Below are 25,124 nucleotides of genomic sequence, written 5' to 3' on the forward strand. Positions count from 1 at the left end.
CCCCGCAGGCCGCCGCCGCGCCCCCCGAGGCCGCCGCTCGTGCTGCGGCTGGGCAACCCGCGCAGGCGCATCAACATCGGCCTGATCGGCATGACCTTCATCCTGTCGATCTTCGCCGGCCGGCTCATCCAGATGCAGGGCCTCGACTCCAAGGTCTACGAGGCCGCCGCCGCCGTCCAGCGCACGCACGAGGAGGAGATCCCGGCCAAGCGCGGCTCCATCACCGACGTCAACGGCCACGCGCTGGCCCTGACCGTGGAGGCCCGCGAGATCGCCATCGACCCCACGATGGTGCCCGAGGCGGCCAGAGCGAAGATCGCCGCGGTCATCGCCGGGCAGCTCGGCACGTCCGAACAGGACGTCGCCGCCAAGCTGGCCCGCACGCAGACCCGCTACCAGCTGCTGGCCCGGGACGTCGACCCGCTGAAGACCGGCGCGCTGCTCAAGTCCGGCGTGCCCGGGCTGACGGCGAAGAAGACCTACCGCCGCATGTACCCGGCCGGTGACCTGGCGGGCAGCCTCATCGGGTTCGTCGGCGACGAGGGGAACGGCCTGGGCGGCATGGAGCGGGCCAGGAACACCCTGCTCGCGGGCCGCGACGGCGAGCAGCGCGTCGAGACGGGCCGCGACCTGCAGCCGATCCCGATGACGGCCAGCCAGCGCGAGGCCCCCGTTGACGGGGGCGACGTGCGGCTGACCATCGACCGCGACATCCAGTGGGCCGCCCAGCAGTCCGTCGCCGAGCAGGTGAAGGCGTCGGGCGCGAGCAGCGGCACCGTCATCGTCATGGACGTGCGCACCGCCCAGATCGTCGCCATGGCCAACGCCCCCGAGCTGGACCTGCGCAACTGGCGCAAGGCCCCGCCCGCCACCTACATCAACAGGGCGGCCTCCGACGTCTTCGAGCCGGGCAGCACCAACAAGGTGATCACGGCCGCGGCGGCGATGGAGGCCGGGCTGGTCAACCCCGACACGGTCTTCCAGGTCAAGGACAACATCCGGTGCGCCGACCGGGTGCTGCGCGACGCCCACGCGCACAAGCCGGAGGCGATGACGTTTCGCGAGGCGATGGCCAAGTCCAGCAACGTCGGCACGGTCATGGCCGCGCGCAAGGTCGGCAGCCAGCGCCTGTACGAGATGCTCAGGGCCTTCGGCTTCGGCGCAAAGCCCGGCGGCGGCGTCCCCGACGAGGGCGCGGGCCTGCTGCCCGACTACAAGAACTGGTCGGGCAGCCAGAGCTGCACGGTCGCCTACGGCCAAGGCGTGTCGGTGACCGCGCTGCAGATGGCCAGCGTCTACCAGACCATCGCCAACGGCGGCGTCCGGATCGAACCGCAGATCGTCGCGGGCACCACCGACAAGGACGGCAGGTTCGTCCCGGCTCCTGCCGGTAAGCAGACCAGGGTGGTAAGCGACAGGACCGCCCAGGAGATCACGACCATGCTCGAGGCCGCGGTGAGCGCCGAGGGCACCGGCGAGCTGGCCGCCATCCCCGGCTACCGGGTGGCGGGCAAGACCGGCACCGCCAACCGCTACGATCAGCGGCTCGGCCGTTACGACGGTTACACGGCCTCCTTCGTCGGGTTCGCCCCCGCCGACGCGCCCCGCCTGGTGGTGCTGTCGGTGCTGCAGGACCCGAAGAACGGCCACTTCGGCGGGCAGATCGCGGCCCCCGTGTTCAAGGATGTGATGACGTTCGCCATCAAGAGCAGGAAGATTCCTCCCACAGGCTCCACCGCGCCTCCGGTGCGGCTGGGCGCCGGACAGTGACCAGGGAAGGTACGCTGCCGCCGTGCGTCCCCCGTCCTCTATGCGTCCAACGACCAACTCGCCCCGCCCGCTGACCGGGCTGGCGACCATGCTGGCGACCGTGCCGGCGACCGTCCTCGATGCCGGGCTCGATGCCGGCTCCGGCACGTCCCGGTCGCCGCACGCCACGCTGACCGGCGTCACCATCGACTCCCGCCAGGTCACCCGCGGCGACCTGTACGTGGCCCTCAAGGGCAACAGCGCCCACGGCGCCGCCTTCTCCGGCGAGGCGCTGACGCGCGGCGCCGCGGCGGTGCTGACCGACCCCGACGGCCGCGACGAGGCCGCCGCGACCGGGCTGCCCGTGCTGATCGTGCCCGACCCGCGCGCCGTCCTCGGCCAGGTCGCCTCCTGGGTGTACGGGCAGCCCGCCCAGGACATCCGGCTGCTCGGCGTCACCGGCACCAGCGGCAAGTCGACCAGCACGTTCCTGCTGGAGGCGGGCCTGCGCGCGGCGGGTCACACCACGGGCCTGGTCGGCGGCGTCGAGATCCACGCGGGCGAGCTGCGCTTCGAGCCGAGGCTCACCACACCCGAGGCGTCCGAGCTGCACGCCCTGTTCGCGCTCATGCGCGAGCAGGACGTCACCGCCGCCGCCATGGAGGTCTCCAGCCACGCGCTCGCGCTCGGCAGGGTCGACGGCGTCTTCTACGACGTCGCCCTGTTCACCAACCTGTCGCAGGACCACCTCGACTTCCACAAGGACTTCGACGAGTACTTCGCGACCAAGGTGCGCCTCTTCCAGCCCGAGCTGTGCCGCGTCGGCGTCACCAACCTCGACGACCGCTACGGCCGCGAGCTGCTGGACCTGGCCGGAGTGCCGATGACCACGTTCTCCGCCACGGGCGACCCGCAGGCGCTGTGGCGGGCGCTGGACGTCCGGCTGGGCGCCGATGGCAGCGTGTTCAGGGTGACGGGCCCCGGCGGCGTCGAGGCGGACGTGCGGATCGCGCTGCCCGGCCCGTTCAACGTCGCCAACGCCCTGGGCGCGATCGTCGCGCTGGTCGAGGCCGGCGTCTCGGTGCCCGACGCGGTGCGCGGCGTCGGCACCCTCACCGGAGTCCCCGGCCGCATGCAGCGCGTGACCGGCGACGACGACGAGTTCCAGGCGGTCGTCGACTACTCGCACAAACCCGGCGCGGTCGAATCGGTGCTGCGCTCGCTGCGCGAGGTCACCTCCGGGAAGCTGACCGTCGTGCTCGGCTGCGGCGGCGACCGCGACAAGGGCAAACGGCCGCTCATGGGCGAGGCCGCGGCCCGGCTGGCCGATGTGGCGATTTTCACGAGCGACAATCCTCGCTCCGAGGACCCTCTGGACATTCTGGCCGCGATGATGGATGGAGCGCTCCGCGTTCCGCAGCACGACCGCGCTCATGTGATCATTGAGCCTGACCGCGCAGCCGCGATCGACCTGGCGGTCGGCCGGGCCGAACGCGGTGATGTGATCGTCGTGGCCGGCAAGGGCCACGAGCAGGGTCAGTACGTTTCAGGCGAGGTGATCCCCTTCGACGACCGTGAAGTGGTCGCCGAAGCGATCGACGCACGCAAGGAAAGCAGGAAGCACGCATGATCCCGTTGCCGCTGGCGCGGATCGCCGAGATAACGTCGGGCGCCCTGTCCGGCATGGCCGACCCCCGCGCCGTGGTGCGCGGCCCTGTCGTGATCGACTCGCGTCAGGTCGAGCCGGGATCCCTCTTCGTCGCCTTCAGGGGCGGCCGGGTCGACGGCCACGACTACGCCGCCCAGGCGATCAGGGCCGGAGCGGTCGCGGTGCTCGCCACCCGGCCGGTCGACGCTCCCGCGGTGATCGTCCCCGACGCCGCCGCCGCGCTGGCCGACCTGGCGACCGCGCAGGCCGCCTCGCTGCCTGACACGACCGTGATCGGCGTCACGGGCTCGGCAGGCAAGACGTCCACCAAGGACCTCCTGGCCAGGCTGACGGCCCGCATCGGCCCGACCATCGCGCCTGCCGGCTCGTTCAACAACGAGCTCGGCCACCCGCTGACCGTCCTGCGGGCCGATGTCGACACCCGCTTCCTGGTGCTGGAGCTGGCCGCCCGCACCATCGGCCACATCCAGGACCTCACCCGCATCGCCCCGCCGCAGATCGGCGTCGTCCTCAACGTCGGCACCGCCCACCTCGGCGTGTTCGGCGGCAAGGAGGCCATCGCCAAGGCCAAGGGCGAACTCGTCGAGGCGCTGCCGCGCACCGGCGTGGCCGTGCTGAACGCCGACGACCCGCTGGTGAGCGAGATGGCCTCGCGCACCGACGCCCGCGTCACGCTCTTCGGCCGCAGCGAGGCCGCCGCCATCCGCGCCGAGGACGTCACGGTCGACGCGCGCGGGCGCGCCTCGTTCACGCTGCGCACGCCGTCCGGCGCGGCGCCCGTCACGCTGAAGCTGTACGGCGAGCACGCCGTGGAGAACGCGCTGGCCGCCGCCGCGGCCGGGTACGAGCTCGGCCTGCCCGTCGCCACCATCGCCGAGGAGCTGTCGGAGGCCGTTCCGCGCAGCCGGTGGCGCATGGAGGTCACCGACAGGCCCGACGGGGTCACCGTCGTCAACGACGCCTACAACGCCAACCCCGACTCGATGCGGGCCGCCTTCCGGGCGCTGGCCGCGCTCAGCGGCGAGCGCCGCCGCTTCGCCGTCATCGCCGCGCTGCGCGAGCTCGGCGACGAGAGCGACGTGCTGAACGGGGAGCTGGGCCGGCTGGCGGGCGGCGCGGGCCTGACGGGCCTGATCGTCGCGGGGCCCGACGCCGGGCCCGTCCTCGACGGCGCCTTCGCGGCCGCCTCCCAGGAGGCCGGCCCCGGCGGACCGCCGCCCCCCGGCACTCGGATCGTGCACGTCGCCGACGCCGAGGCGGCGGCGGCCGAGCTGGCCGGATGGCTGCGGCCCGGCGACGTCGTGCTGGTCAAGGGCCCCAGGGCGATGGGCCTGGAGCGGACGGCCGAGCTGCTGCTCGGAGGTGCCGCGCAGTGATCAACATCATCATCGCCGGTGCGGTGGGGCTGATCCTGTCGATGCTGGGAACGCCCCTGGCCATCCGGCTGTTCTCCCGGCGCGGTTACGGCCAGGAGATCCGCGAGGAGGGCCCGTCCGGGCACTACGACAAGCGCGGCACCCCGACCATGGGCGGCACGGTGATCGTGCTGGCGTCGCTGCTGGCCTACGGGGCGTCCCACCTCGGGAGGCTCGAGCCCCCGACCGTCTCGGGGCTGCTCGTGCTGTTCCTGATGACCGGTCTCGGCGCGGTCGGCTTCCTCGACGACTTCATCAAGATCTACAAGCAGCGCAGCCTGGGCCTGCGCAGCGGCGCCAAGGCGCTGGGCCAGCTCGTGATCGGCGCCATCTTCGCGGTGCTGGTCACCGGCCAGGCCAACGTGTACGGCATCACGCCCGCCGAGCCCCGGCTGTCGTTCCTGCGCGACTTCGGCCCGTCGATCGGCATCGTGGGCTTCACCATCTGGGTGCTGATCATGATCGTCGGCTTCTCCAACGCGGTGAACCTCACCGACGGGCTCGACGGCCTGGCCAGCGGCGCCACCGGGGTGGTGCTCGGCGCGTACGTGCTGATCGGCAACTGGCAGCTGCGCAACAACTGCATCGACCAGCTCGGCCCCAACTGCTACTGGGTGCGCGACCCGCTCGACCTGGCCGTGGTGGCCGCCGCGGTGCTCGGCGCGCTCATCGGCTTCCTGTGGTGGAACGCGCCGCCCGCCAAGATCTTCATGGGCGACACCGGGTCGCTGGCGCTGGGCGGCGTGCTGGCCGGGCTGGCGATCGCCACCCGTACCCAGCTCCTGCTGATCATCCTCGCCGGGCTGTGCGTGATCATCACGCTCTCGGTGATCATCCAGGTCGGGTTCTTCAAGATGACCGGGAAACGGGTGTTCAGGATGGCGCCGCTGCAGCACCACTTCGAGCTGAAGGGCTGGGCCGAGACCACGATCGTGGTCCGGTTCTGGCTGATCGCCGGGCTCTGCGCCGCGCTCGGCCTGGGCCTGTTCTACGTCGAGTGGATGCCTCGGTGACGGGCCTGACCTGTGTCGCCGGGCTCGGCGTCTCCGGCACGGCCGTCGCCAGGGTGCTCGCCGGGCGCGGCGAGCCGGTCGTGGTCGTGGAGGCCGTCGAGGGGGAGCGGCAGCTCGCGGCCGCGGCCGAGCTGGCCGGGCACGGCGTGCAGGTGCGCTTCGGCGCCAAGGAGCTGCCCAGGGGCGTCACCAGGCTGGTCACCACCGGCTGGGCGCCGCACCACCCGCTGGTCGCCGCCGCTGTGGAGGCGGGCGTCGAGGTCGTCGGCGAGGTGGAGCTGGCCTGGCGGCTGCGCCCGGAGCACGCCGCTCCCTGGCTGGCGCTGACCGGCACCAACGGCAAGACCACCGTGGTGCGCATGCTCACCGCGATGCTGCTGGCGGCCGGGCGCAAGACCGTCGCGGTGGGCAACGTCGGCCTGCCCGTCGTGCAGGCCGTGGGCGAGCCGTACGACGTGCTGGCGGTCGAGCTGTCGAGCTTCCAGATCCACTGGTCGAGCTCGCTCGCCCCGCACGCCGCCGCCATCCTCAACCTCGCCCCCGACCACCTCGACTGGCACGGCTCCATGGAGGAGTACACCGCGGCCAAGGCCCGCCTGTACGAGCGGGCCGGCACCGTGATCTACAACGCCGACGACCCCGCCGTGGCCCGCCTGGCCGCGCCCTACCGCGGCGCCGTGGGCTTCACGCTGCGCGTGCCCAGGCCGGGCGAGCTGGGCGTGGTCGAGGACCTCCTGGTGGACCGGGCGTTCGTCGTCGACCCGGTGGAGGCCGCCGAGGAGCTGGCCACGCTCGACGACGTCCGGCCGTTCGCGCCGCACAACGTCGCCAACGCCCTCGCCGCCGCCGCGCTGGCCCGCTCGGTCGGCGTGCCGTCCGAGGCGGTGCGTCAGGGCCTGCGCGACTTCGTCCCCGACCCGCACCGGATGACGCACGTCGAACGGGTCGGCGAGGTCGACTACGTCGACGACTCCAAGGCCACCAACCCGCACGCCGCCGCCGCGGCCCTGTCGGCCTACCCGTCGATCGTCTGGATCGCGGGCGGCCAGCTCAAGGGAGCGGACGTCGAGGAGCTGGTGCGCCAGGCCGCGCCCAGGCTGCGCGGAGCGGTGCTGATCGGCGTGGACCGGGGCAGGATCGCCGAAGCTCTCGCGCGACACGCGCCGAATGTCCCCGTCGTGGACATCGCCGACCAAGACACTGGTGTGATGGACCGCGTCGTGACCGAAGCCGCCAGGCTCGCCACCCCCGGGGACACCGTGCTGCTGTCGCCCGCGGGCGCGTCCCTGGACATGTTCGCGAACTACCCGGCGCGAGGGGAGGCCTTCGCGCGAGCCGTCCGCGGGCTGGGGCGGCGGACGTGAGCACGACCACCGGGGAGCGCGCGACCGGCGCCGACGTCGAAGGGCCGTCCGGATGGCTGCGCGAGCAGCTCGCCGCGGTGAAGGAGCTGCTCGGCAAGCCGCTGACCACCTACTACCTGATCATCGGGTGCAGCGGGCTGCTGCTGGCGCTCGGGTTGATGATGGTGCTGTCGGCCTCCAGCATCGAGGCGCTGCAGAAGACCGGCAGCCCGTTCTACTGGTTCATCAAGCAGTCGATGTCGGCCGCGCTCGGCGTGCCGATCATGTGGGCGTGCTCGCGGCTGCCGCACAAGATCTTCCGGTGGGCGGGCTATCCGTTGATGGCGCTGTCGATCATCGCGCTGGTCATGGTGCTGTTCATCGGCAAGTCCGAGCTGGGCGCGCAGCGGTGGCTCGACGTCGGGATCTTCTACCTCCAGCCCTCGGAGCCGGCCAAGCTCGGCCTGGCGCTGTGGGGAGCCGACCTGCTGGCGCGCAGGGCGCGGGCGGGGCGCATCGAGTGGCGGCAGATGCTCATCCCGCTCATGCCCGGCACCGCGATCCTGGCCGTCATGGTCATGCTCGGCCGCGACCTCGGCACCACCCTGGTACTGTTCATGATCTTCCTGTCGCTGCTGTGGGTGGTGGGAGCGCCGGTGAAGCTGTTCGGCGGCATCCTGGCGCTCGCCGTGCTCGCCGCGGTCATCATGATCAAGATCGAGCCGTACCGGATGGCCCGCATCGGCGCCTTCCTCGACCCCTGGGCCGAGGCGCAGGGCGCGGGCTACCAGGCCGTGCAGGGGCAGATAGCGATGGGCTCGGGCGGCTGGTTCGGGCTCGGGCTCGGCAGCAGCAGGCAGAAGTGGAGCTGGCTGCCGCACGGCGAGAGCGACTTCATCTTCGCCATCCTGGGCGAGGAGCTGGGGCTGATGGGCACGTTGGTCGTGGTGGCGCTGTTCGGGCTGCTGGGGTATGCGGGGCTGCGGGTCGCGGTCCGGGTCAACGACGCGTTCGTGCGGCTCGCCGCCGCCGCCGTCACGGCCTGGGTCGTCGGCCAGGCCGTGGTCAACATGGGCGCGGTCATCGGCGTCCTGCCCATCACCGGCATTCCGTTGCCCCTGGTGTCGTACGGCGGCTCCGCGCTGTTGCCCACGCTGGCGGCGCTCGGCATGCTGCTGTCCTTCGCCAAACGCGAGCCGGGCGCGCGGGAGGCGCTGGCCGCGCGTGGCCCCGGAGCGGCCGTCCGAGCCCTAAGCTGGCTTGGCCTGGGGGCTATGACCAGAGGCAGAGCGAGACGTTAGGGAGTGACCGAGATGAGGGTGGTCCTCGCCGGTGGCGGGACGGCCGGGCACATCGAACCCGCACTAGCCCTTGCGGACGCGCTGCGCCGATACGACCAGGGCATCGGCATCACCTGCATGGGCACGGAGCGCGGCCTGGAGACCCGCCTCGTGCCCGCCAGAGGGTACGAGCTGGAGTTGGTGCCCGCCGTGCCGCTGCCTAGGGCGATCACCCCGCAGCTGCTGACCGTGCCGGGCAGGCTTGCGGGGGCCGTCAACGCGGCCGCGGGCATCCTTGAGCGGGCCAAGGCCGACGTCCTCGTCGGCTTCGGCGGGTACGTGGCCACGCCCGCCTACCTCGCCGCCAAGCGGCGGGGGGTGCCGATCGTGGTGCACGAGGCCAACCCGCGCCCCGGGCTGGCCAACCGGCTGGGCGCCAGGCTCACCGACCACGTCTTCACCGGCTTTCCCGACTCCACGCTGGCCAAGGCCCAGTACGTCGGCACCCCGCTGCGACGTGAGATCACCGCCCTCGACCGGCTGTCGATGGGCGACAGGGCCCGCTCCTGGTTCGGTCTGCAGACCGACCGGCCCACGCTGCTGGTGTTCGGCGGCTCGCAGGGCGCCAGGTCGATCAACCAGGCCGCGCTGGCCGCCGCGCCCACGCTGCGCCGCGCGGGCGTGCAGGTGCTGCACGTGCTCGGCCCCAAGAACACCGTCGACCACGAGCCGCCGCCCGGCGACCCACAGTACGTGCTGCTGCCCTACATCGACCGCATGGACCTCGCCTACGCCGCCGCCGATTTCGCGCTGTGCCGCAGTGGCGCGCTGACCTGCGCCGAGCTCACCGCTGTCGGGCTGCCGGCGGCGTACGTGCCGCTCCCGCACGGCAACGGCGAGCAGCAGCTCAACGCCGACCGCATCGTCGCAGGCGGCGGCGGCCTCGTCGCCGACGACACCACGCTGTCATCTGATTGGATCATCCAGAACGTGCTGCCCATCCTCCACGACCCCGAACGGGTCGTCGCCATGTCGGAGGCCGCCTCCCGACTCGGCCGGAAGGACGCCGATGTCATGCTCGCCAGGAAAGTGTTGGAGATAGCCCGATGAGTCTCGTCAAGCTGGTCGATCCCATCGCCGCCGAAGATCTGGGGCGCGTGCACTTCATCGGCATCGGCGGCGCGGGCATGTCGGGCATCGCGCGCATCCTGCTCAAGCGCGGGGTGCGGGTGTCCGGCAGCGACGCCCGCAGCGGCGAGCTGGTCACCGAGCTGCGCGAGCTGGGCGCGACCGTGCACATCGGCCACGCCGCCTCCCACATCAAGGACGTCGACACCGTGGTGGTCTCCACCGCCATCCGCGACTCCAACCCCGAGCTGGGCGAGGCCATCAAGCAGGGGCTGCGGGTCATCCCGCGCGCCGCCGCCCTGGCCGCGGTGATGTCCGGGCGCACCGGCGTCGCCGTCGCGGGCACCCACGGCAAGACCACCACCACCTCGATGCTCACCGTGGCGCTGCAGAAGTGCGGCGCCGACCCGTCGTACTGCGTGGGCGGCCAGCTCGTCACCACCGGGCTGGGGGCCGACGAGGGGTCGGGCGCGGTGTTCGTGGCCGAGGCCGACGAGAGCGACGGGTCGTTCCTGATGCTGGCGCCCGACATCGCCGTGGTGACCAACGTCGAGGCCGACCATCTCGACAACTACGGCGACCCGCGGGCCGTCCACGACAGCTTCGCCCGGTTCGTCGACCGGGTCGGCTCGCTGCTGATCGTCTGCGCCGACGACCCGGGCGCGGCCGAGCTGGTCTCGGTGGCGCAGGCGCGCGGCCTGCGGGTCCGCACCTACGGCGCCGAGGGCGACTACCGGGTGACGGACGTGCGTCCCGACGGGTTCGGCATCACGTTCTCCATCGAGGGCAAGGGCGATGTCAGGCTGGCCGTGCCGGGGGCGCACAACGCGCTCAACGCCACCGCAGTGATCGCCGTGGCCGACGAGCTCGGCCTGCCGTTCGAGGAGATCAGAGACGGCCTGGCGACCTTCACGGGGGCCAAGCGGCGCTTCGAGGCCAAGGGCGAGGCGGCGGGAGTCGCGGTGTTCGACAGCTACGCCCATCACCCGACCGAGCTGACCGCCGACCTGCGGGCCGCCCGCGACGTGGTGGCGTCCTACTCGGGCTCCGGGCGGGTCGTCGCGGTCTTCCAGCCGCACCTGTACTCGCGCACCAGGTTCTTCGCCGACGAGTTCGGCGCCGCGCTCGGGCTCGCCGACGAGGTCGTCGTCCTCGACGTCTACGGCGCCCGCGAGGACCCCGAGCCGGGCGTCTCCGGTGCGATGGTGGCCAGCCGTGTCCCGCTGCCGCCCGGCCAGGTCTCCTACGCCCCCGACCGGGCCTCGGTGCCCGCGCTGGTCGCGGAGCGGGCCCGTCCGGGCGACATCGTGCTGACCATGGGCGCGGGCGACGTGACCGAGCTGGGCCCGCAGATCGTGGCGGAGCTCTCCGCACGGTGAGAACGCGCACGGCGTTCCTGGTGCTGCTCACCGCCGGGGTGGTGGGCACGGCCGCGTGGCTGGTGTTCTTCTCGCCGGTCCTCGGGGTGCGCTCGGTGGAGATCGTGGGAAATCTCACAGTGCCCGCCGAGCGCATCAAGCAGCAGGCCGGAGTCGAGGAACTGCACCCGCTGGCCACCGTGGACCTGGCGGACGTGCAGAGCCGCGTACTGCTGATCAGACAGCTCGCCTCGGCCAAGGTCGACAGGGTGTGGCCCGGCACCCTGAAGATCGAGGTGGTCGAGCGTGAGGCGGTGGCCGCCGTCCTCGCCGGGGGCAAAGCGGCGCTGATCGACGGGCAGGGCGTGGTGATCGAGATCAAGGACGTGGCCCCGGCCAGGCTGCCGGTGCTCAAGGTCGACCGTCCAGGGGCGGGCGACCCGGCGACGATGGCGGCGCTCAAGGTGATCGGGAACCTGCCCGCCACGCTGACGGGCAGAGTCCGGGCCGTGCAGGCCACGTCCCCCGAGGGGGTCTCACTGCGCCTGACGGACGGGCGCACCATCGTCTGGGGCGGCACCGACCGCGGCACCGACAAGGCGCGCATTCTCGCCTCGCTGCTGACCCGCAAGGCGGACGTCTACGACGTGAGCTCACCGGACGTGGTGACCCTCAAGTGACCTTGGAGCAGCGCTTTGCGGACCACCTCTCGCGGGACATGCCTCACATAACGCCGCTGGACCCGTCAGAGACCCGAAAGACGGCCGCCGAGCCTGTACGAGGTAGGCGGTCCGGCGTGAGAGCCTGTAACCCGAGTGTCTGGGAGGAGAGCCTCCGACCAGGCGCGACGACAGAGCGAAACGGACAGCCCGCGACACGCCGGACGTGCTTGCGGCGCGGTTAGTTGACCCGCGCGGAGCGAAACTCCTACTGTCCGTATCAATCCTCAGGTTGACATAAATCTGAATCTCAACTTGAGGTTGAGAGTTAACCGTACTGAACAGAACGCGGAGAACTCCGCACCGAAATGGCAAGTCAACGAGCGGAAAGGCCCCTCGTCGTGGCAGCACCGCAGAACTACCTCGCGGTCATCAAGGTCGTCGGCATCGGCGGCGGCGGAGTGAACGCCGTCAACCGGATGATCGAGGAGGGACTCAAGGGCGTCGAGTTCATCGCGATAAACACCGACGCCCAGGCGCTGCTGATGAGTGACGCCGACGTCAAACTGGACGTGGGGCGGGAGCTCACGCGCGGACTGGGCGCGGGCGCCAACCCCGACGTCGGGCGCAAGGCGGCGGAAGACCACCGCGAGGAGATCGAGGAGGTCCTCAAGGGGGCCGACATGGTCTTCGTCACGGCGGGCGAGGGCGGTGGCACGGGCACCGGCGGCGCGCCGGTCGTGGCCAACATCGCCAGGTCGCTCGGCGCGCTCACGATAGGTGTCGTGACCCGGCCGTTCAGCTTCGAGGGCCGCCGCAGGGCCTCGCAGGCCGAGGCGGGCATCGAGACCCTGCGCGACGAGGTCGACACCCTGATCGTCATCCCGAACGACCGGCTGCTGTCGATCTCCGACCGGCAGGTGAGCGTTCTCGACGCCTTCAAGGCGGCCGACCAGGTGCTGCTCTCCGGTGTCCAGGGCATCACCGACCTGATCACCACGCCCGGCCTGATCAACCTCGACTTCGCGGACGTCAAGTCCGTCATGTCCGGCGCCGGTTCGGCGCTCATGGGCATCGGCCACGCCCGCGGCGACGACCGCTCGGTGGCGGCGGCCGAGATGGCCGTCTCCAGCCCGCTGCTGGAGGCCAGCATCGACGGCGCGCACGGCGTGCTGCTGTCGATCGCCGGCGGCTCCGACCTCGGCCTGTTCGAGATCAACGAGGCGGCCCAGCTCGTCTCCATGGCGGCGGCGCCCGACGCCAACATCATCTTCGGCACGGTCATCGACGACGCGCTCGGCGACGAGGTCCGCGTCACGGTGATCGCGGCCGGGTTCGACGACGTGCCACCACCGGTGGAGAAGCCACTGCCGCGCCCGGCGGCCAGGCCCGCCGCGGCCGCGACGGCGGCTCCGGCGCCGGCCCGGCCGAGCGCCGTCTCCTCGCCCACGGTCAAGTCCGAGCCGCTGTCCCGGCCTGAGCCGCGCCCCGACTTCAGGCCGGAGCCCAGGGCCGAGGCCCGGCCCGAGCCTCGTCCGGAGCCGCGCCCCGACTTCCGGGCCGAGCCTCGCACGGAGCCCCGGGCCGACTTCAGGCAGGAGCCGCCGAGGGCCGAGTCGCGCCCTGAGCCCCGGCCGGAGCCCGTCCGGCCGGTGGAGGCGCCCCCGGAGCCCGCGCCGGCTCCCGAGCCGATCGCCGACGAGCCCTCCGGCCCCGTCTCCATCCCGCGCCCCACCCCCGAACCGGCAAATCCGCCCACACCCATCACCTCCCGCATGTCGGAGCCGGCCAAACGCCGTCCGGTGGTCTTCGAGGAGCAAGAGGAAGAACTCGACGTCCCCGACTTCCTCAAGTAGCCCGGCCCTCGTCCCTCCCGTGACACGCCGGCCAGGGGCACCGCCTGCACGGCGGCGCTCCACCGCCGAGGCCCACCGGAAGACCCGCCGCCGATCGGCCCACAGCGAGGGCCTATCGGAGCGGCGGCCCCGCCGCCGGCTGCGGGGCCTACTGGGAGAGGCGCTCGCGCCACTCCCAGACCCGCGACAAGGTCTGCCGGAGTACACGCCCACGTGCACGGCCCGGAGCAGGGCTTGGGCCGTGCTGCTGACTGGCTCGCGCCAAGGGCCGGAGGAGAGTGTGCGCGCCTTGCCAGCAGGCCACCAGCGAGTTCCGGTGGACAATGACGCGCCCCGGGCTGCTGGCGGGCCCAGGAGAGAGTCCTCGTGCTGTGGGCAGGCCACCAGCGAGGTCCATGGGAGAGCGCGCCCGTCCACGGTGGCCTCTCAAAGGAGCGCCGCCCCTCGCCCCGCCGCCCCTGCCGGCCCCCCGGAGAGCCGGCCCATTCCGGCGACTGCACCGCCTGCCGCCCGGACGGTGGAGCCGAAGCCCGCGGCGCTCGCTGTGTCACGCGGGCCCGTAGCGGCGCGGACTCGGGACGGTCAGGCCCGATGTCCCGCAGGTCGGGAGTGGCGCCGATGGGGATCGGGCATACCCGGCGCCACATGAATCCGGGATGACTGGTATCGGTCAGGCCCGGCGGTTTCGTCCCCGCCCTGTGAAGAAGCGGTGCGCCGGAACGCCACGGAGGGTGCGGCGCCCCCGGCGAGGTGGGGGCGCGCGTGGATGAAAGAGCACGCGGAGGGTGTGGAACGGTGGCGGCGAGGGTGAAGGCTGTGGATGGAACGTGATGCAAAGGGTGGGAAGTGCGATGAGGAAGGACGAGATCGCGGCCGGCTTGGCCGAGGTCGACCAGCGCATCGAGGAGGCGTGCCGGGCCGCCGGGCGTGAGCGGCAGGAGGTCACGCTCGTCGCCGTGACCAAGACCTATCCCGCGTCCGACGTGCGCGTCCTGGCCGAACTGGGGGTGCGGGACGTCGGCGAGAACCGCGACCAGGAGGCCGCGCAGAAGGCGCGCGAGTGCGCCGACCTCCCCCTGACCTGGCACTTCGTCGGGCAGCTGCAGACGAACAAGGTCCGTTCGGTCGTCGGGTACGCGGACCTGATCCACTCCGTGGACCGGGCGCGACTGGTCGGCGCGATCAGCCGGGAGGCGGTGAAGCAGGGCCGTGAGATCGGCTGCCTGGTGCAGGTGGCGCTGGACGACGACCCGGAGAGGGGCGGCGCGAGGCCCGCGGACGTCCCCGCCCTGGCCGACGAGATCGCCTCCGCCGACGGCGTGTGGCTGGGCGGGGTGATGGCGGTGGCACCGCTGGGGGAGGAGCCAGGCCCTGCGTTCAGGCGGCTGCGTGAGGTCGCGCTGGCCGTACAGGAGCGGCATCCGCGTGCCACGATGGTCTCGGCGGGTATGAGCCACGATCTGGCGGAGGCGATCGCGTTCGGTGCGACACACGTGCGAGTCGGTACGGCGTTGCTCGGCCGCCGCAAGCCCTTCGTCAGGTAATGTCCCGTCAAGTGGGTCTTCAGGCCCGCGGTTCCAGTAGAGGTCGATCAGCGGTGAGCTCCAAGGGGGTACGGCTACCGCCTCGGGCCCGGCGACAGGCCCGAGCGAGTGCGACCATGAGCAGGAGGACGACGTAGCGATGGCCGGCGCGATGCGCAAGATGGCGGTCTACCTCGGTCTCGTGGAGGACGACCGCTACGAGAGGTACGAGCCCTACACGGACGAGTACGCCTACGAGGACGAGCCCTCGAGAACCGGCGAGGAGCGTCCCGTGACGGTCCAGGACCGCGACGAGGACACCGACTCCGGGGTTCCGGCCCAGAGGCCCGCCACGACCGTCCTGGAGCGCCGCACGACCGACCTGGCGCGCATCACGACGCTCCACCCCCGCACCTATAATGAGGCCCGTACGATCGGCGAGCACTTCCGCGACGGGACTCCGGTCATCATGAACCTGACCGAAATGGTTGACAGCGACGCGAAGCGGCTCGTCGATTTCGCGGCAGGTCTAGTCTTTGGCCTACATGGCAGCATTGAACGTGTTACCAACAAGGTGTTCCTGTTGTCCCCTGCCAATGTCGAGGTGACCGCCGAGGACAAGGCCCGAATCGCGGAACGCGGATTCTTCAACCAGAGTTAGAGTCTCTGTATGCCTATCAGACCCAACCAGGTCTCGCCGAGACCCGGAGTGCACATCAGGAGTGGGGGAGCGGCCAGGCCGTGGGGATCGTGAGTCAGATCTTGGTCGTTGTCCTGTCGCTCTATCTGGTGCTGCTCATCGGCCGGATGATCTTTGAGACGGTTCAGGCGTTCGCCCGACAGTGGCGGCCCTCCGGGGTCGTCCTGGTGCTCGCCGAAGCCACATACACCGCCACCGACCCACCCCTCAAGTTCCTCCGCCGTTTCATTCCCCCGCTCCGGTTGGGTACGGTGGCCTTTGACCTAAGCTTCACAGTCCTGTTCATCGTGGTTCTGATCCTGATCCAGATCGCTGGATCGCTGGGCCGGTGACGGGGGTTGTGTGGCACCGGTCATGATCCAACTCGTGTCCGCGCTGAAGTGATTCGGGTTAACCGTCCCTCAGGACAGACTCCAAGCGCGCCAAGGAGACCAAAAGATGCCGCTGACCCCCGCTGATGTGCGGAACAAGCAGTTCAGTACCACCCGGCTCCGGCCGGGCTACGACGAGGAAGAGGTCGACGCCTTCCTCGACGAAGTCGAGGCTGAGCTTGACCGCTTGATCCAAGAGAACGAGGAACTCCGCGCCAAGCTGGCCGAGGCCATGCGCGGGAAGGTGCCGGGCGGCATGAACATGCCCATGGCCCCCGCGCCGGTGCAGGAGCAGCCCAAGCCGGAGATGATGGCGCCGCCGCAGCCCGAGCCCATGCGGGCCCCCGAGCCGCAGCCCCAGCCGCAGCCGGTTCCCGTGGCCATGAACATGCCTCCGGCGGAGGACAACATGGACACCGCGGCCCGCGTCCTCGCGCTTGCCCAGCAGACCGCCGACCAGGCGATCTCCGACGCGCGCCGCGAGGCCGACGAGACCGTCACCCGCGCCCGCCGCGAGGCCGACGAGATCCTCACCAAGGCCCGCCGCCAGGCCGAGCAGGTCATCGGCGACGCCCGCGCCCGCGCCGAGACGCTGGAGCGCGACGCCCAGGAGCGGCACCGCCAGGCCATGGGCTCCCTCGTCCAGACCCGCGACGAGCTGGAGCGCAAGGTCGAGGAGCTGCGCAGCTTCGAGCGCGAGTACCGCAGCCGCCTCAAGCTCTACCTGGAGAACCAGCTCGCCGAGCTGAACGTCTCCGCCGAGGGCAGTGGCGGGTTCCCGGTCATGTCGGGTGGTCCTGCCGCGGCGCCCGCCATGTCGCCCGCCATGTCGCACGCGGTGCCGCAGGGTGGTCAGCAGCCTCTGCCCGGCCCGAACCCGTTCGGGGGCGAGGCTCCGCAGGGCGTTTTCCCCGGCGGTGACGGTCCTCACAACGATCGCCGGTAAGGTAGCGGGTCGATAGGCCCGTCACTCGAAAGAGCCCCCTGTGATCCTCATCAGCGCTGGTTTGGTGCTCGCGGCGATCGTTCTGCTGATCGCGGGCTTCGTGCTGGCAAAGCCGTTCCTGATCATGTGGTCCATCGTGGTGAGCGTGCTTTCCGCGCTGTTCCTGGTGATCGGGGCGTTCCTGCGGCGTCATGAGCTGTTTCCCCGAGGTGGGCGTGCCGCTGCGTCGGCCGTCCCTCCGGTGGGGGCAGTGCCGCCCGGCCTGCCGTACGACCAGACCCGCCCTGGCCCGGTTGGAGCGCCGCCGTCCCCGCGTCCGCAGACGCCACAGCAGACGGCGACCGTCCCCGCTCCGGCCCCGGGCCGCCCTGCGCCGAGAGGCGTCTCTCCGGACGTGATCGTCCTGGTGATCCCCGGGCGCAAGCGGTACCACGTCCCGGGGTGCCGGCAGCTCGCCGGGCGGGAGCACGAGGAGCTCACGTACGAGGAGGCACGCGAGGAGGGCTTCACGCCCTGCACGGCGTGCCTGCCCGACGCCGCGCTCGGCGGACGGCAGCTGCCGCCCGCGGCCGACCCGGAACCCGCCGTCACCGCGCAGCCCGGTGCCGACAAGCCGGGCCCCGACAAGCCCGGTCCTGCCGCCGAACACCGGACCGTTCCCCCCGAGGTGACCCGAGACCTGCGCCCGCCGGTTCCCGCCGGTACGGGGCAGCCGAAGCCCGACTCGAAGGCTTCCACCCCCACCCCGGGCACGTCCGCCGCCTCGAAGCCGGACGGATCGGCCGGTTGGTTCGCCCGCCCGGCCACGGCCTCCGCATCGAAGGCGCCCGCGGAAGAGCAGCAGACCGAGCCCGCTCTGCCTTCCCCGGGCTCCAAGCAAGCCTCCGAAGGCTCCAAGCAAGCCTCCGAAGGCTCCAAGCCCGCCACCGGCCAGCCGTCGCCTGGCCAGTCCGCGTCCGCTCGGCCCGCTCGGTCCACGTCGGGCCAGCCGTCGCCCGGTCGGCCCGCGTCCGATTCCAAGCAGGCTTCCGACGGCTCCAAGGCCGCGTCCGGTGGATCCGGGGCCGGGCAGTCAACGTCCAGCCAGTCAACCTCCCGGCCCGCGTCCGCGAAGGCGGGCGCCGAGTCAGGTGCGGCCACGCCGGCGAAGGCGACGTCCGGGAAGCCGGAGGCGCGTCCCTCCACCGCTCGGGAGTCCGGCGGTGCCGAGCGTGGTGCCCCGGATCCGGATGACGAGGGCCCCGCGACCGCGCCGCAGCGTGCGATACGTCCCGACGAGCCGGCCCCGCAGTTGCCGGGCCTGTCCGGCGATTCGACGGCCATTTTGAAGGTGCAGCGCCCCGGCACGGCCGGGCGGCCCGCTGCGGCGTCGGCTGGGCCGCGCCCCGCACCGTCCGGTGAGGCGGCCGAGAGGCAGCGCACCAAGTCTGCCGCGGCGGAACAGGCCGTGGCGCTCGAACGTCCCGCCTCGTCGGCGGAGGCGGGCGCCAAGCCAGGGGGGCCGCTGCCGCCGGGCACGCCCGGGAAGTCGCAGGGGTCGTCGACGCCTGCCAAGCCCGAGAAGCCGGCCACGTCCGCGAAGCCTGAAGGGCCGTCCACGACAACGAAGCCCGAGGCGTCGGCGACGCCGGGCACGTCCCAGGAGTCGGCGGCGTCCAGCAAGTCGAAGGGGGCGGCGCCCGGCAAGCCTCAAGGAGGGGCGGCGGGTAAGCCCGAGCGGGCTGAGCCGGTCGCCGAGGAGGTCGCTGAAGGCGCCAAGTCTCCCGAGGCGGCACGCGGTAAGACGGCTTCAGGGGGTGCCAAGTCGCCGGAGGCCCCGCGCGGCGCCGCACCCGCCAAGGATGCGGCCTCGGGTGCCGCGAAGAAGCAGCCGGTCACGATGTCCGAGCCAGCCCCCGTCGAGCCTGCCAAGGCGGCGAAGGGGGCGAAGGGTGGCGGCAAGGACGAAGCGCCTGCCACCGTGAAGGTCATCGTGGGCACTCGCCGCTACCACAGCACCGCCTGCCCGCTCATCAGGGGCGCGGGCGACACGGGTGTGGAGACCATGACGATCGACGACGCCGAGGCGGCCGGTCTGACGAGCTGCTCGGTCTGCCAGGACGACCGCGAAACGGCCAGCTGACCGGGCCTGGACATGAGTCCCGTGTCTGATCGCTGCTCGTAGGCGATCAGACACGGGACTGTGTCATCTCTGTGTCGGGCCGCGCGCCGAGGCGGTTCTTCGTCGGTGCGGCCCGAGTGGTTGTCCGCGGGCGCCGGTCCTGGCGGTTGCCGGCGCCTGCCCGACCCCCATGGTTGTCTGTGTGAGCCCAGCGGATCTCGGGTTTCCGAGATCCGCTGGGGTGGTGGTCAGGCGCGGCGCAGTTGGAAGGTGAGCGACAGGTCCGCGTCCGTGTGGGACGGGAGGTCGTCCTCGCCGGTGCCCTCGGTGATGGTGGACGCCAGCACCTCCTCCGCCACCAGGGCGCCGCCCTGGCGCAGGGCCTGGGACAGCTCGGCGTTGGTGGTCGTCCACCACAGGTCGATGCGGTCGGTGATCGACAGGCCGGTCGACTTGCGCGCCTCCTGAACCAGGCGGATGACCTCGCGCAGGAGGCCCGCGCGGCGCAGGTCGTCCGTGAGTTCCAGGTCGAGCGCGACCGTCTCGCCGGTGCCCGTGTCGACCGCGCCCGTCTCCACCGCCCAGCCCGAGCGGGGCTGTTCTGTGACGATCACGTCGTCGGGGCCGAGCGTCACCTGACCCAGCTCGCCCGCCTCCAGCGTGACCGTGGAGCCGGAGCGGAGGGCGCGGGCCACGGTGGCGGCGTCAGCGCCGCCCACGGCCGCGGCGACCAGCTTGGTCTGTGACCCGAACCGCTTCCCCAACGCCCGGAAGTTCGGCTTAACGGTGTAAGACACGAGGTCGGCACTAAATCCGGACATGTCCTCAAGTGCCTGGACGTTCAGCTCGTCCGCGATGAGGTCGCGCAGCTCCGACGGCAGCGACGGCCACCCGTGCGCGCCCACCAGCGCCCGCCCGAGCGGCTGCCTGGTCTTGACCCCGGAGGACGCCCGGGCCGAGCGCCCCAGCTCCACCAGGCGGCGCACCAGCGCCATCTGCTCCGACAGCGGGGCGTCCAGCAGCTCCTCGCGGACGACCGGCCACGGCGCGAGGTGCACCGAGGAGGGCGCGTCGGGGGCGCGCAGGACGTCCCACAGGTAGTCGGTGACGAACGGCGTGATGGGCGCCATCAGCCGGGTCACCGTCTCCAGGCACTCGTAGAGCGTTGCGAACGCCTCGCGCGAGCCCTGCCAGAACCGGCGGCGCGAGCGGCGCACGTACCAGTTGGACAGGTCGTCGAGGAAGTCCGCGAGCCGGCGCCCGGCGCGCTGGGTGTCGTACTCGTCCAGCGAGGCGGTGACGTCGGCGACCGTGCGGTGCAGCTCCGCCAGCGCCCACCGGTCGAGCAGCGGACGCGAGGACACCGGCGGCGCATCGGCCAGCATGGACGGCGACCACGACTCGGCGTTGGCGTAGAGCGTGAAGAACGACGTGGTGTTCCAGTACGTCAGCAGAACCTTGCGGACGATCTCCTCGAGCGCGTTGTGACCCACCCGGCGGGCCGACCACGGCGAGCCGGAGCAGGCCATGAACCAGCGCAGCGCGTCGGCCCCGTGCTCGTCCATCAGCGGGATGGGCTCCAGCACGTTGCCGAGGTGCTTGCTCATCTTGCGGCCGTCCTCGGCCAGGATGAGCCCGAGGCAGAGCACGTTCTCGTAGGAGGACTGGCCGAACACCAGCGTGCCGATCGCCATCAGCGAGTAGAACCAGCCGCGGGTCTGGTCGGTGGCCTCGCAGATGAACTGCGCGGGGTAGACGCCGTCGGGCTTGCCGCGCTCGCCCCACTGGGCGAACGGCATGGACCCCGAGTCGTACCAGGCGTCGATGACGTCAGGCACCCGGCGGGCCTCCGCGGAGCAGTGCGGGCACGGGAAGACGACGTCGTCGACGTACGGGCGGTGCGGGTCGAGCGCCGACAGGTCCTGGCCGGCGAGGGTGCTCAGCTCGGCCAGCGAGCCGACGCACGTCACGTGCGAGTCGTCCTCGGAGCACACCCACAGCGGCAGCGGGGTCCCCCAGTAGCGGGAGCGCGACAGCGACCAGTCGACGTTGTTGCGCAGCCACTCGCCGAACCGGCCCCACTTGATCGTCTCGGGGAACCAGTTGGTCTTGGCGTTCTCGGCCAGCATCTGCTCCTTGACGGCGGTGGTCCTGACGTACCAGGACGGGAGCGCGTAGTAGAGCAGCGGGGTGTGGCAGCGCCAGCAGTGCGGGTAGCTGTGCTCGAAGTGGCCGCCGCGGTACAGCAGCCCGCGGGCCCGCAGGTCGTCGGTGAGGCCCTCGTCGGCGTCCTTGAAGAACTGGCCGCCGACCATCGGGACATCGTCGAGGAAGCGCCCGTCGGGGCCGATCGGGTTGACCACCGGCATGCCGTACTGCTTGGTGACCGCCATGTCGTCCGCGCCGAAGGCGGGGGCCTGGTGGACCAGGCCGGTGCCGTCCTCGACGGTCACGTACTCGCCGAGCACCACGTAGTGCGCGCCCGGGATGTCGACCAGGTCGAACGGGCGCTGGTAGCTGGTGTGCTCCAGTTCGCGGCCGGTGAGGCGGGCCACCTCGGTGGCGCCCTCGCCCAGCACCGGCAGCAGCGGCTCGGCGACGACGAGCACCTCGCCGTCGGCGGTGCGCGCGGCGACGTAGGTCACGTCGGGGTGCACGGCGACGGCGGTGTTGGAGACGAGGGTCCACGGCGTGGTCGTCCAGACCAGCAGCGAGGCGCCGAGCTCCCGCAGCGGCCCGGACGTGACGGGCATGCGGACGTACACCGATGGGCTGGAGACGGTCTCGTAGCCGCCAGGCTGGCCCAGCTCGTGGTCGGACAGGCCGGTGCCGCAGCGCGGGCAGTAGGGCGTGATGCGGAAGTCGCGGAAGAGCAGCCCCTTGTCGAAGACGACCTTGAGTGACCACCAGACCGCCTCGATGTAGGAGGGGTCCATGGTGCGGTAGGCGGTGGACAGGTCGATCCAGTAGCCCATCCGCTCGGTCATCTGCTCGAACGCGTCGACGTGGCGCAGCACGGACTCGCGGCACTTGGCGTTGAACTCGGCGATGCCGTACGCCTCGATGTCCTTCTTGCCGCTGAGGCCGAGCTCCTTCTCGATGCCGACCTCGACGGGCAGGCCGTGACAGTCCCAGCCGGCCTTGCGCGGCACGCTGAAACCGCGCATCGACTTGTAGCGGGGGAAGAGGTCCTTGAAGACGCGGGCCTCGACGTGGTGGACGCCGGGCAGGCCGTTCGCGGTGGGCGGGCCCTCGTAGAAGACCCAGGACGGGTTGCCCTCGTTCTGCTCGACGGAGCGTTCGAAGATCTTCCCGTCGCGCCAACGGTCGAGGACCTCACGCTCGAGCGCGGGCAGGTCGACCTGCGCGGGTAGAGAGCGGAAAGTTGGGGCAGACATCTCGGGCGGGACCTCCACGCTTCGCTGGCCAGGGCTGCGTGAAGGGACGAAGCCGTGCGGCTCCGCGGTACCACCCTTCTTGACCTCGGGAGAGGCCCTCTTCATTGGTCTGCTGCCGGTTCTAGTGAGCTCGGACGAGCCGTTCTTCCGGCGGCTCCGGGGTGATATCCCTCACAGGGCCCCATCAACGCCTTGCAGCTACACACCATAACGCAGAGTGGAGCCGAAGGCTTCCGCGTTTCCAGGTGGTTGATCTGGATCCGGTAGGGAAGTCGTAAACCCCTACAAAGTTGTGGGAATGGACGCCGCGAGTGAGGAGTTAGAGGGGCGAGGCGGGTTATTACAGGAGGGGTAAACCGTCCGGCGGGTCGTTTGCCGTTTCGTTATCGGAGACCTAAGCTGCCCGCACCATTTACGGCCTTGATCAGCATGGAGGCAGCCATGGCGGCAGTCACGCAGACCGCTACACCGTCGATGTGGTCGGAAGAGGAGCTGGCCGAGGTACGCGGTACCCTGCAGAGCGAGATCGACGCGTTGAACGCGGACATCCTGCGCCACGAGTCGGAGATCGCTTCCGGTGATGTCACTCAGGGGGCCGGAGACGACCAGGCGGACGCCGGCGCGAAGACGTACGAGCGGGAACGCGAGATCGCCCTTACCCTGAATGCGCGCGACCTAGTCGCGCAGAACGAACGTGCGATCGCCAGGATCGACGCAGGGACCTATGGAGTGTGCGAATCGTGCCACAAGCCGATCGGCAAGGAACGTCTGCAGGCGTTCCCGAGGGCGACGCTGTGCGTGACCTGCAAGCAGAGGGAGGAGCGCCGGTAGGCAAGCGGCGGGGCCGCCTGTTCGCCGTCCTCGCCGTGCTCGCGGTCGTCATCTACGCGAGCGACGTCATCAGCAAGACCGTCGTGCTGCGGACCCTCGAGGGCAAGGCGCCGCTGGTCGTCATCCCGGACGTGCTGCAGTTCCGGGTGATCTTCAATTCCGGTGCCGCGTTCAGCATCGGCACCGGAATGACCATCGTCTTCACCTTCATCGCCACGGGCGTGGTGATCGCGATCGTGCGCACGGCGCGCAAGCTCGGCAGTCTGCCCTGGGCGATCACGCTGGGCCTGCTGCTCGGCGGGGCGCTGAGCAACCTCACTGACAGGCTGCTGCGCTACCCGTCGGGCCTGGGCAGGTCCGTCCAGTTCCAGGGGCACGTGGTGGACTTCATCGAGGTTCTGCCCGGCCACTTCCCGGTGATCGACTACTTCCCGGTGTTCAACATCGCCGACTCGGCGATCGTCTGCGGCGGCATCCTGGCGGTGTTCCTGGCCTGGCGTGGTTATCAGATCGAGGGCGGCAGGGAGGTCACGCGTGGCTGAGCAGCGAAGCCTGCCGGTACCTGACGGGCTCGAGGGTGAGCGGCTCGACGCGGCGCTCTCGCGGCTGTTCGGCTTCTCCCGCACCCGCGCCGCCGAGCTGATCGTCGCGGGTGAGGTGCTGGTCGACGGGCGGGAGGCGGCCAAGTCCGACCGCGTGCACGCGGGAGCCTGGCTGGATGTGACGCTCCCGCCGCCGGTGACCACCCCGATGCCGGTCGCCGAGCCGGTGCCCGGCATGCGGATCGTCTACGAGGACGACGATCTGGTGGTGGTGAACAAGCCGATCGGCGTGGCCGCCCACCCCACGGTCGGCTGGACCGGCCCCACGGTCCTCGGCGGTCTGCTCGGCTCCGGCCACACGATCGCCACCAGCGGCGCCGCCGAGCGCCAGGGCATCGTGCACCGCCTCGACGCCAACACGACCGGCGCGATGGTGGTGGCCAAGAGCGAGCACGCCTACTCCCGGCTCAAGCGCGCCTTCAAGGAGCGCACGGTCGACAAGCGCTATCACGCGCTGGTGCAGGGCCACCCCGACCCGTTCAGGGGAACCGTCGACGCCCCCATCGACAGGCACCCGTCCGGCGACGGCAGGTTCGCGGTGGTCGCGGGCGGCAAGCCGTCGGTCACCCACTACGACACGATCGAGGCGTTCAGGGCAGCGTCGCTGCTCGACATCAAGCTGGAGACCGGCCGCACGCACCAGATCAGGGTGCACATGGCGGCGCTGCGCCACCCGTGCGTGGGCGACCTGCTGTACGGGGCCGACCCGACGCTGGCGGCCAGGCTGGGAGTCCACCGGCAGTGGCTGCACGCGGTCTCGCTCGGCTTCGAGCACCCGAGCTCGGGCGAGTGGATGTCGTTCAGCACCGACTACCCTGACGACCTTCAGAAGGCGCTCGACCTGGTCCGCGCCGAGTCCTGAGCCGCGGTCAGCGGCCCTGCCGCCTCCCGCCGTCGCCCCAGGTCCAAGGTGTGTGCGACCTCTGCTCGCCGAGGGTCCCGCTCCTGGTGGGCGTGGGCTTCTCCGACGCGGGCGGGATGAGCGCCGGGGAGCTGTGCACCACGGCGGGCACCGACGAGGGGTGCCGGCTGTGCCCCGTCCGGCTGGACCACCACGCCGCGCCTCCCGCCACCATGGCGACGGTGAGCGTGCCGGAATGCGGTGTAGGCGATGCCCGAGGCGATCGTGATGAGCAGGATGCCGGGCAGCAGGTAGTTCACATACGAATCCGACCCTGTGTT

The 25,124-nt window shown here is 71.4% G+C and carries 19 protein-coding genes and 1 pseudogene; 18 read left to right on the forward strand and 2 right to left on the reverse strand.

Features of this window, described 5'->3' with window-relative positions; all coding sequences use genetic code 11:
• The 15 genes from ABZ297_RS36105 to ABZ297_RS36175 all read left to right on the forward strand — a co-directional run.
• A partial coding sequence (locus ABZ297_RS36105; protein ID WP_355355932.1) for a penicillin-binding protein 2 occupies positions 1-1,770 on the forward strand: 1,770 nt, incomplete at its 5' end.
• Positions 1,771-1,810: 40 nt separating this feature from the next.
• A complete protein-coding gene (locus tag ABZ297_RS36110) occupies positions 1,811-3,379 on the forward strand; it encodes a UDP-N-acetylmuramoyl-L-alanyl-D-glutamate--2,6-diaminopimelate ligase (RefSeq protein WP_355355934.1) in 1,569 nt (522 codons plus the stop codon).
• Positions 3,376-4,794 (forward strand): UDP-N-acetylmuramoyl-tripeptide--D-alanyl-D-alanine ligase, encoded by a 1,419-nt coding sequence (gene murF, locus ABZ297_RS36115; RefSeq protein WP_355355936.1) that lies wholly within the window; start codon positions 3,376-3,378, stop codon positions 4,792-4,794. The genes ABZ297_RS36110 and murF overlap by 4 nt, the downstream gene beginning before the upstream one ends.
• Positions 4,791-5,846 (forward strand): phospho-N-acetylmuramoyl-pentapeptide-transferase, encoded by a 1,056-nt coding sequence (mraY, locus tag ABZ297_RS36120; RefSeq protein WP_355355938.1) that lies wholly within the window; start codon positions 4,791-4,793, stop codon positions 5,844-5,846. The genes murF and mraY overlap by 4 nt, the downstream gene beginning before the upstream one ends.
• Before the next feature lie 5 nt (positions 5,847-5,851).
• A complete protein-coding gene (gene murD / locus ABZ297_RS36125) occupies positions 5,852-7,210 on the forward strand; it encodes a UDP-N-acetylmuramoyl-L-alanine--D-glutamate ligase (protein WP_355355964.1) in 1,359 nt (452 codons plus the stop codon).
• A gap of 56 nt (positions 7,211-7,266) precedes the next feature.
• Positions 7,267-8,490 carry a putative lipid II flippase FtsW gene (gene ftsW / locus ABZ297_RS36130; protein ID WP_355355966.1) on the forward strand — a complete coding sequence of 408 codons (1,224 nt, stop codon included), beginning with the start codon at positions 7,267-7,269 and terminating at the stop codon, positions 8,488-8,490.
• 12 nt (positions 8,491-8,502) lie between these two features.
• A complete protein-coding gene (murG, locus tag ABZ297_RS36135; RefSeq protein ID WP_355355940.1) occupies positions 8,503-9,579 on the forward strand; it encodes an undecaprenyldiphospho-muramoylpentapeptide beta-N-acetylglucosaminyltransferase in 1,077 nt (358 codons plus the stop codon).
• A complete protein-coding gene (gene murC, locus ABZ297_RS36140) occupies positions 9,576-10,976 on the forward strand; it encodes a UDP-N-acetylmuramate--L-alanine ligase (RefSeq protein ID WP_355355942.1) in 1,401 nt (466 codons plus the stop codon). The genes murG and murC overlap by 4 nt, the downstream gene beginning before the upstream one ends.
• A complete protein-coding gene (locus ABZ297_RS36145; protein ID WP_355355944.1) occupies positions 10,973-11,635 on the forward strand; it encodes an FtsQ-type POTRA domain-containing protein in 663 nt (220 codons plus the stop codon). The genes murC and ABZ297_RS36145 overlap by 4 nt, the downstream gene beginning before the upstream one ends.
• A 380-nt stretch (positions 11,636-12,015) precedes the next feature.
• The gene (ftsZ, locus tag ABZ297_RS36150; protein ID WP_355355946.1) at positions 12,016-13,470 is read left to right on the forward strand and encodes a cell division protein FtsZ; all 1,455 of its coding nucleotides are present in this window, start codon (positions 12,016-12,018) and stop codon (positions 13,468-13,470) included.
• 851 nt (positions 13,471-14,321) lie between these two features.
• Entirely contained in the window at positions 14,322-15,014 is a 693-nt protein-coding gene (locus ABZ297_RS36155; RefSeq protein ID WP_355355948.1) for a YggS family pyridoxal phosphate-dependent enzyme, read from the forward strand.
• Between the two features lie 139 nt (positions 15,015-15,153).
• Positions 15,154-15,654 carry a cell division protein SepF gene (gene sepF, locus ABZ297_RS36160; RefSeq protein WP_355355950.1) on the forward strand — a complete coding sequence of 167 codons (501 nt, stop codon included), beginning with the start codon at positions 15,154-15,156 and terminating at the stop codon, positions 15,652-15,654.
• Positions 15,655-15,734: 80 nt separating this feature from the next.
• Positions 15,735-16,025, forward strand: a complete 291-nt coding sequence (locus ABZ297_RS36165; protein WP_350809216.1) for a YggT family protein — start codon at positions 15,735-15,737, stop codon at positions 16,023-16,025.
• A 106-nt stretch (positions 16,026-16,131) separates the two neighbouring features.
• Positions 16,132-17,010: a DivIVA domain-containing protein gene (locus tag ABZ297_RS36170; RefSeq protein ID WP_355355952.1), complete on the forward strand. Its 879-nt coding sequence runs from the start codon at positions 16,132-16,134 to the stop codon at positions 17,008-17,010.
• Positions 17,011-17,050: 40 nt separating this feature from the next.
• On the forward strand, positions 17,051-19,132 hold the full coding sequence (locus ABZ297_RS36175) for a hypothetical protein (RefSeq protein ID WP_355355954.1): 2,082 nt from the start codon (positions 17,051-17,053) through the stop codon (positions 19,130-19,132).
• 227 nt (positions 19,133-19,359) lie between these two features.
• Here ABZ297_RS36175 and ileS read toward each other — a convergent pair whose 3' ends face one another.
• Entirely contained in the window at positions 19,360-22,509 is a 3,150-nt protein-coding gene (gene ileS / locus ABZ297_RS36180; RefSeq protein WP_355355956.1) for an isoleucine--tRNA ligase, read from the reverse strand.
• Positions 22,510-22,950: 441 nt separating this feature from the next.
• On the opposite strand from ileS, the gene ABZ297_RS36185 reads away from it, so the two are divergent.
• The 3 genes from ABZ297_RS36185 to ABZ297_RS36195 are packed head-to-tail and all read left to right on the forward strand — an operon-like array spanning position 22,951 to position 24,804.
• Positions 22,951-23,340, forward strand: a complete 390-nt coding sequence (locus ABZ297_RS36185) for a TraR/DksA C4-type zinc finger protein (protein ID WP_355355958.1) — start codon at positions 22,951-22,953, stop codon at positions 23,338-23,340.
• Positions 23,304-23,882, forward strand: coding sequence for a signal peptidase II (lspA, locus tag ABZ297_RS36190; RefSeq protein WP_355355960.1), 579 nt, complete (start codon positions 23,304-23,306; stop codon positions 23,880-23,882). Before ABZ297_RS36185 ends, lspA begins: the two co-directional genes overlap by 37 nt.
• Complete coding sequence (locus ABZ297_RS36195) at positions 23,875-24,804, forward strand: RluA family pseudouridine synthase (RefSeq protein ID WP_355355962.1); 930 nt, start codon at positions 23,875-23,877, stop codon at positions 24,802-24,804. Before lspA ends, ABZ297_RS36195 begins: the two co-directional genes overlap by 8 nt.
• Here ABZ297_RS36195 and ABZ297_RS36200 read toward each other — a convergent pair.
• Positions 24,768-25,124 (reverse strand): annotated as a pseudogene (locus tag ABZ297_RS36200) (hypothetical protein); the annotation flags it as partial. The gene ABZ297_RS36195 and the pseudogene ABZ297_RS36200 sit on opposite strands and share 37 nt — an antisense overlap.

Origin of the sequence: Nonomuraea sp. NPDC005983, assembly GCF_040614375.1 — a bacterium.
Classification (GTDB): Bacteria; Actinomycetota; Actinomycetes; order Streptosporangiales; family Streptosporangiaceae; genus Nonomuraea.

Excerpts from the sequence above, each read along its gene's own strand:
- ABZ297_RS36185 (WP_355355958.1), top strand. The coding sequence starts at position 22,951 with ATGGCGGCAGTCACGCAGACCGCTACACCGTCGATGTGGTCGGAAGAG.
- murG (WP_355355940.1), top strand. The coding sequence starts at position 8,503 with ATGAGGGTGGTCCTCGCCGGTGGCGGGACGGCCGGGCACATCGAACCC.
- sepF (WP_355355950.1), top strand. The coding sequence starts at position 15,154 with ATGGCCGGCGCGATGCGCAAGATGGCGGTCTACCTCGGTCTCGTGGAG.
- ABZ297_RS36170 (WP_355355952.1), top strand. The coding sequence starts at position 16,132 with ATGCCGCTGACCCCCGCTGATGTGCGGAACAAGCAGTTCAGTACCACC.
- ABZ297_RS36155 (WP_355355948.1), top strand. The coding sequence starts at position 14,322 with ATGAGGAAGGACGAGATCGCGGCCGGCTTGGCCGAGGTCGACCAGCGC.
- ileS (WP_355355956.1), bottom strand. The coding sequence starts at position 22,509 with ATGTCTGCCCCAACTTTCCGCTCTCTACCCGCGCAGGTCGACCTGCCC.
- murC (WP_355355942.1), top strand. The coding sequence starts at position 9,576 with ATGAGTCTCGTCAAGCTGGTCGATCCCATCGCCGCCGAAGATCTGGGG.
- ABZ297_RS36110 (WP_355355934.1), top strand. The coding sequence starts at position 1,811 with ATGCGTCCAACGACCAACTCGCCCCGCCCGCTGACCGGGCTGGCGACC.
- murF (WP_355355936.1), top strand. The coding sequence starts at position 3,376 with ATGATCCCGTTGCCGCTGGCGCGGATCGCCGAGATAACGTCGGGCGCC.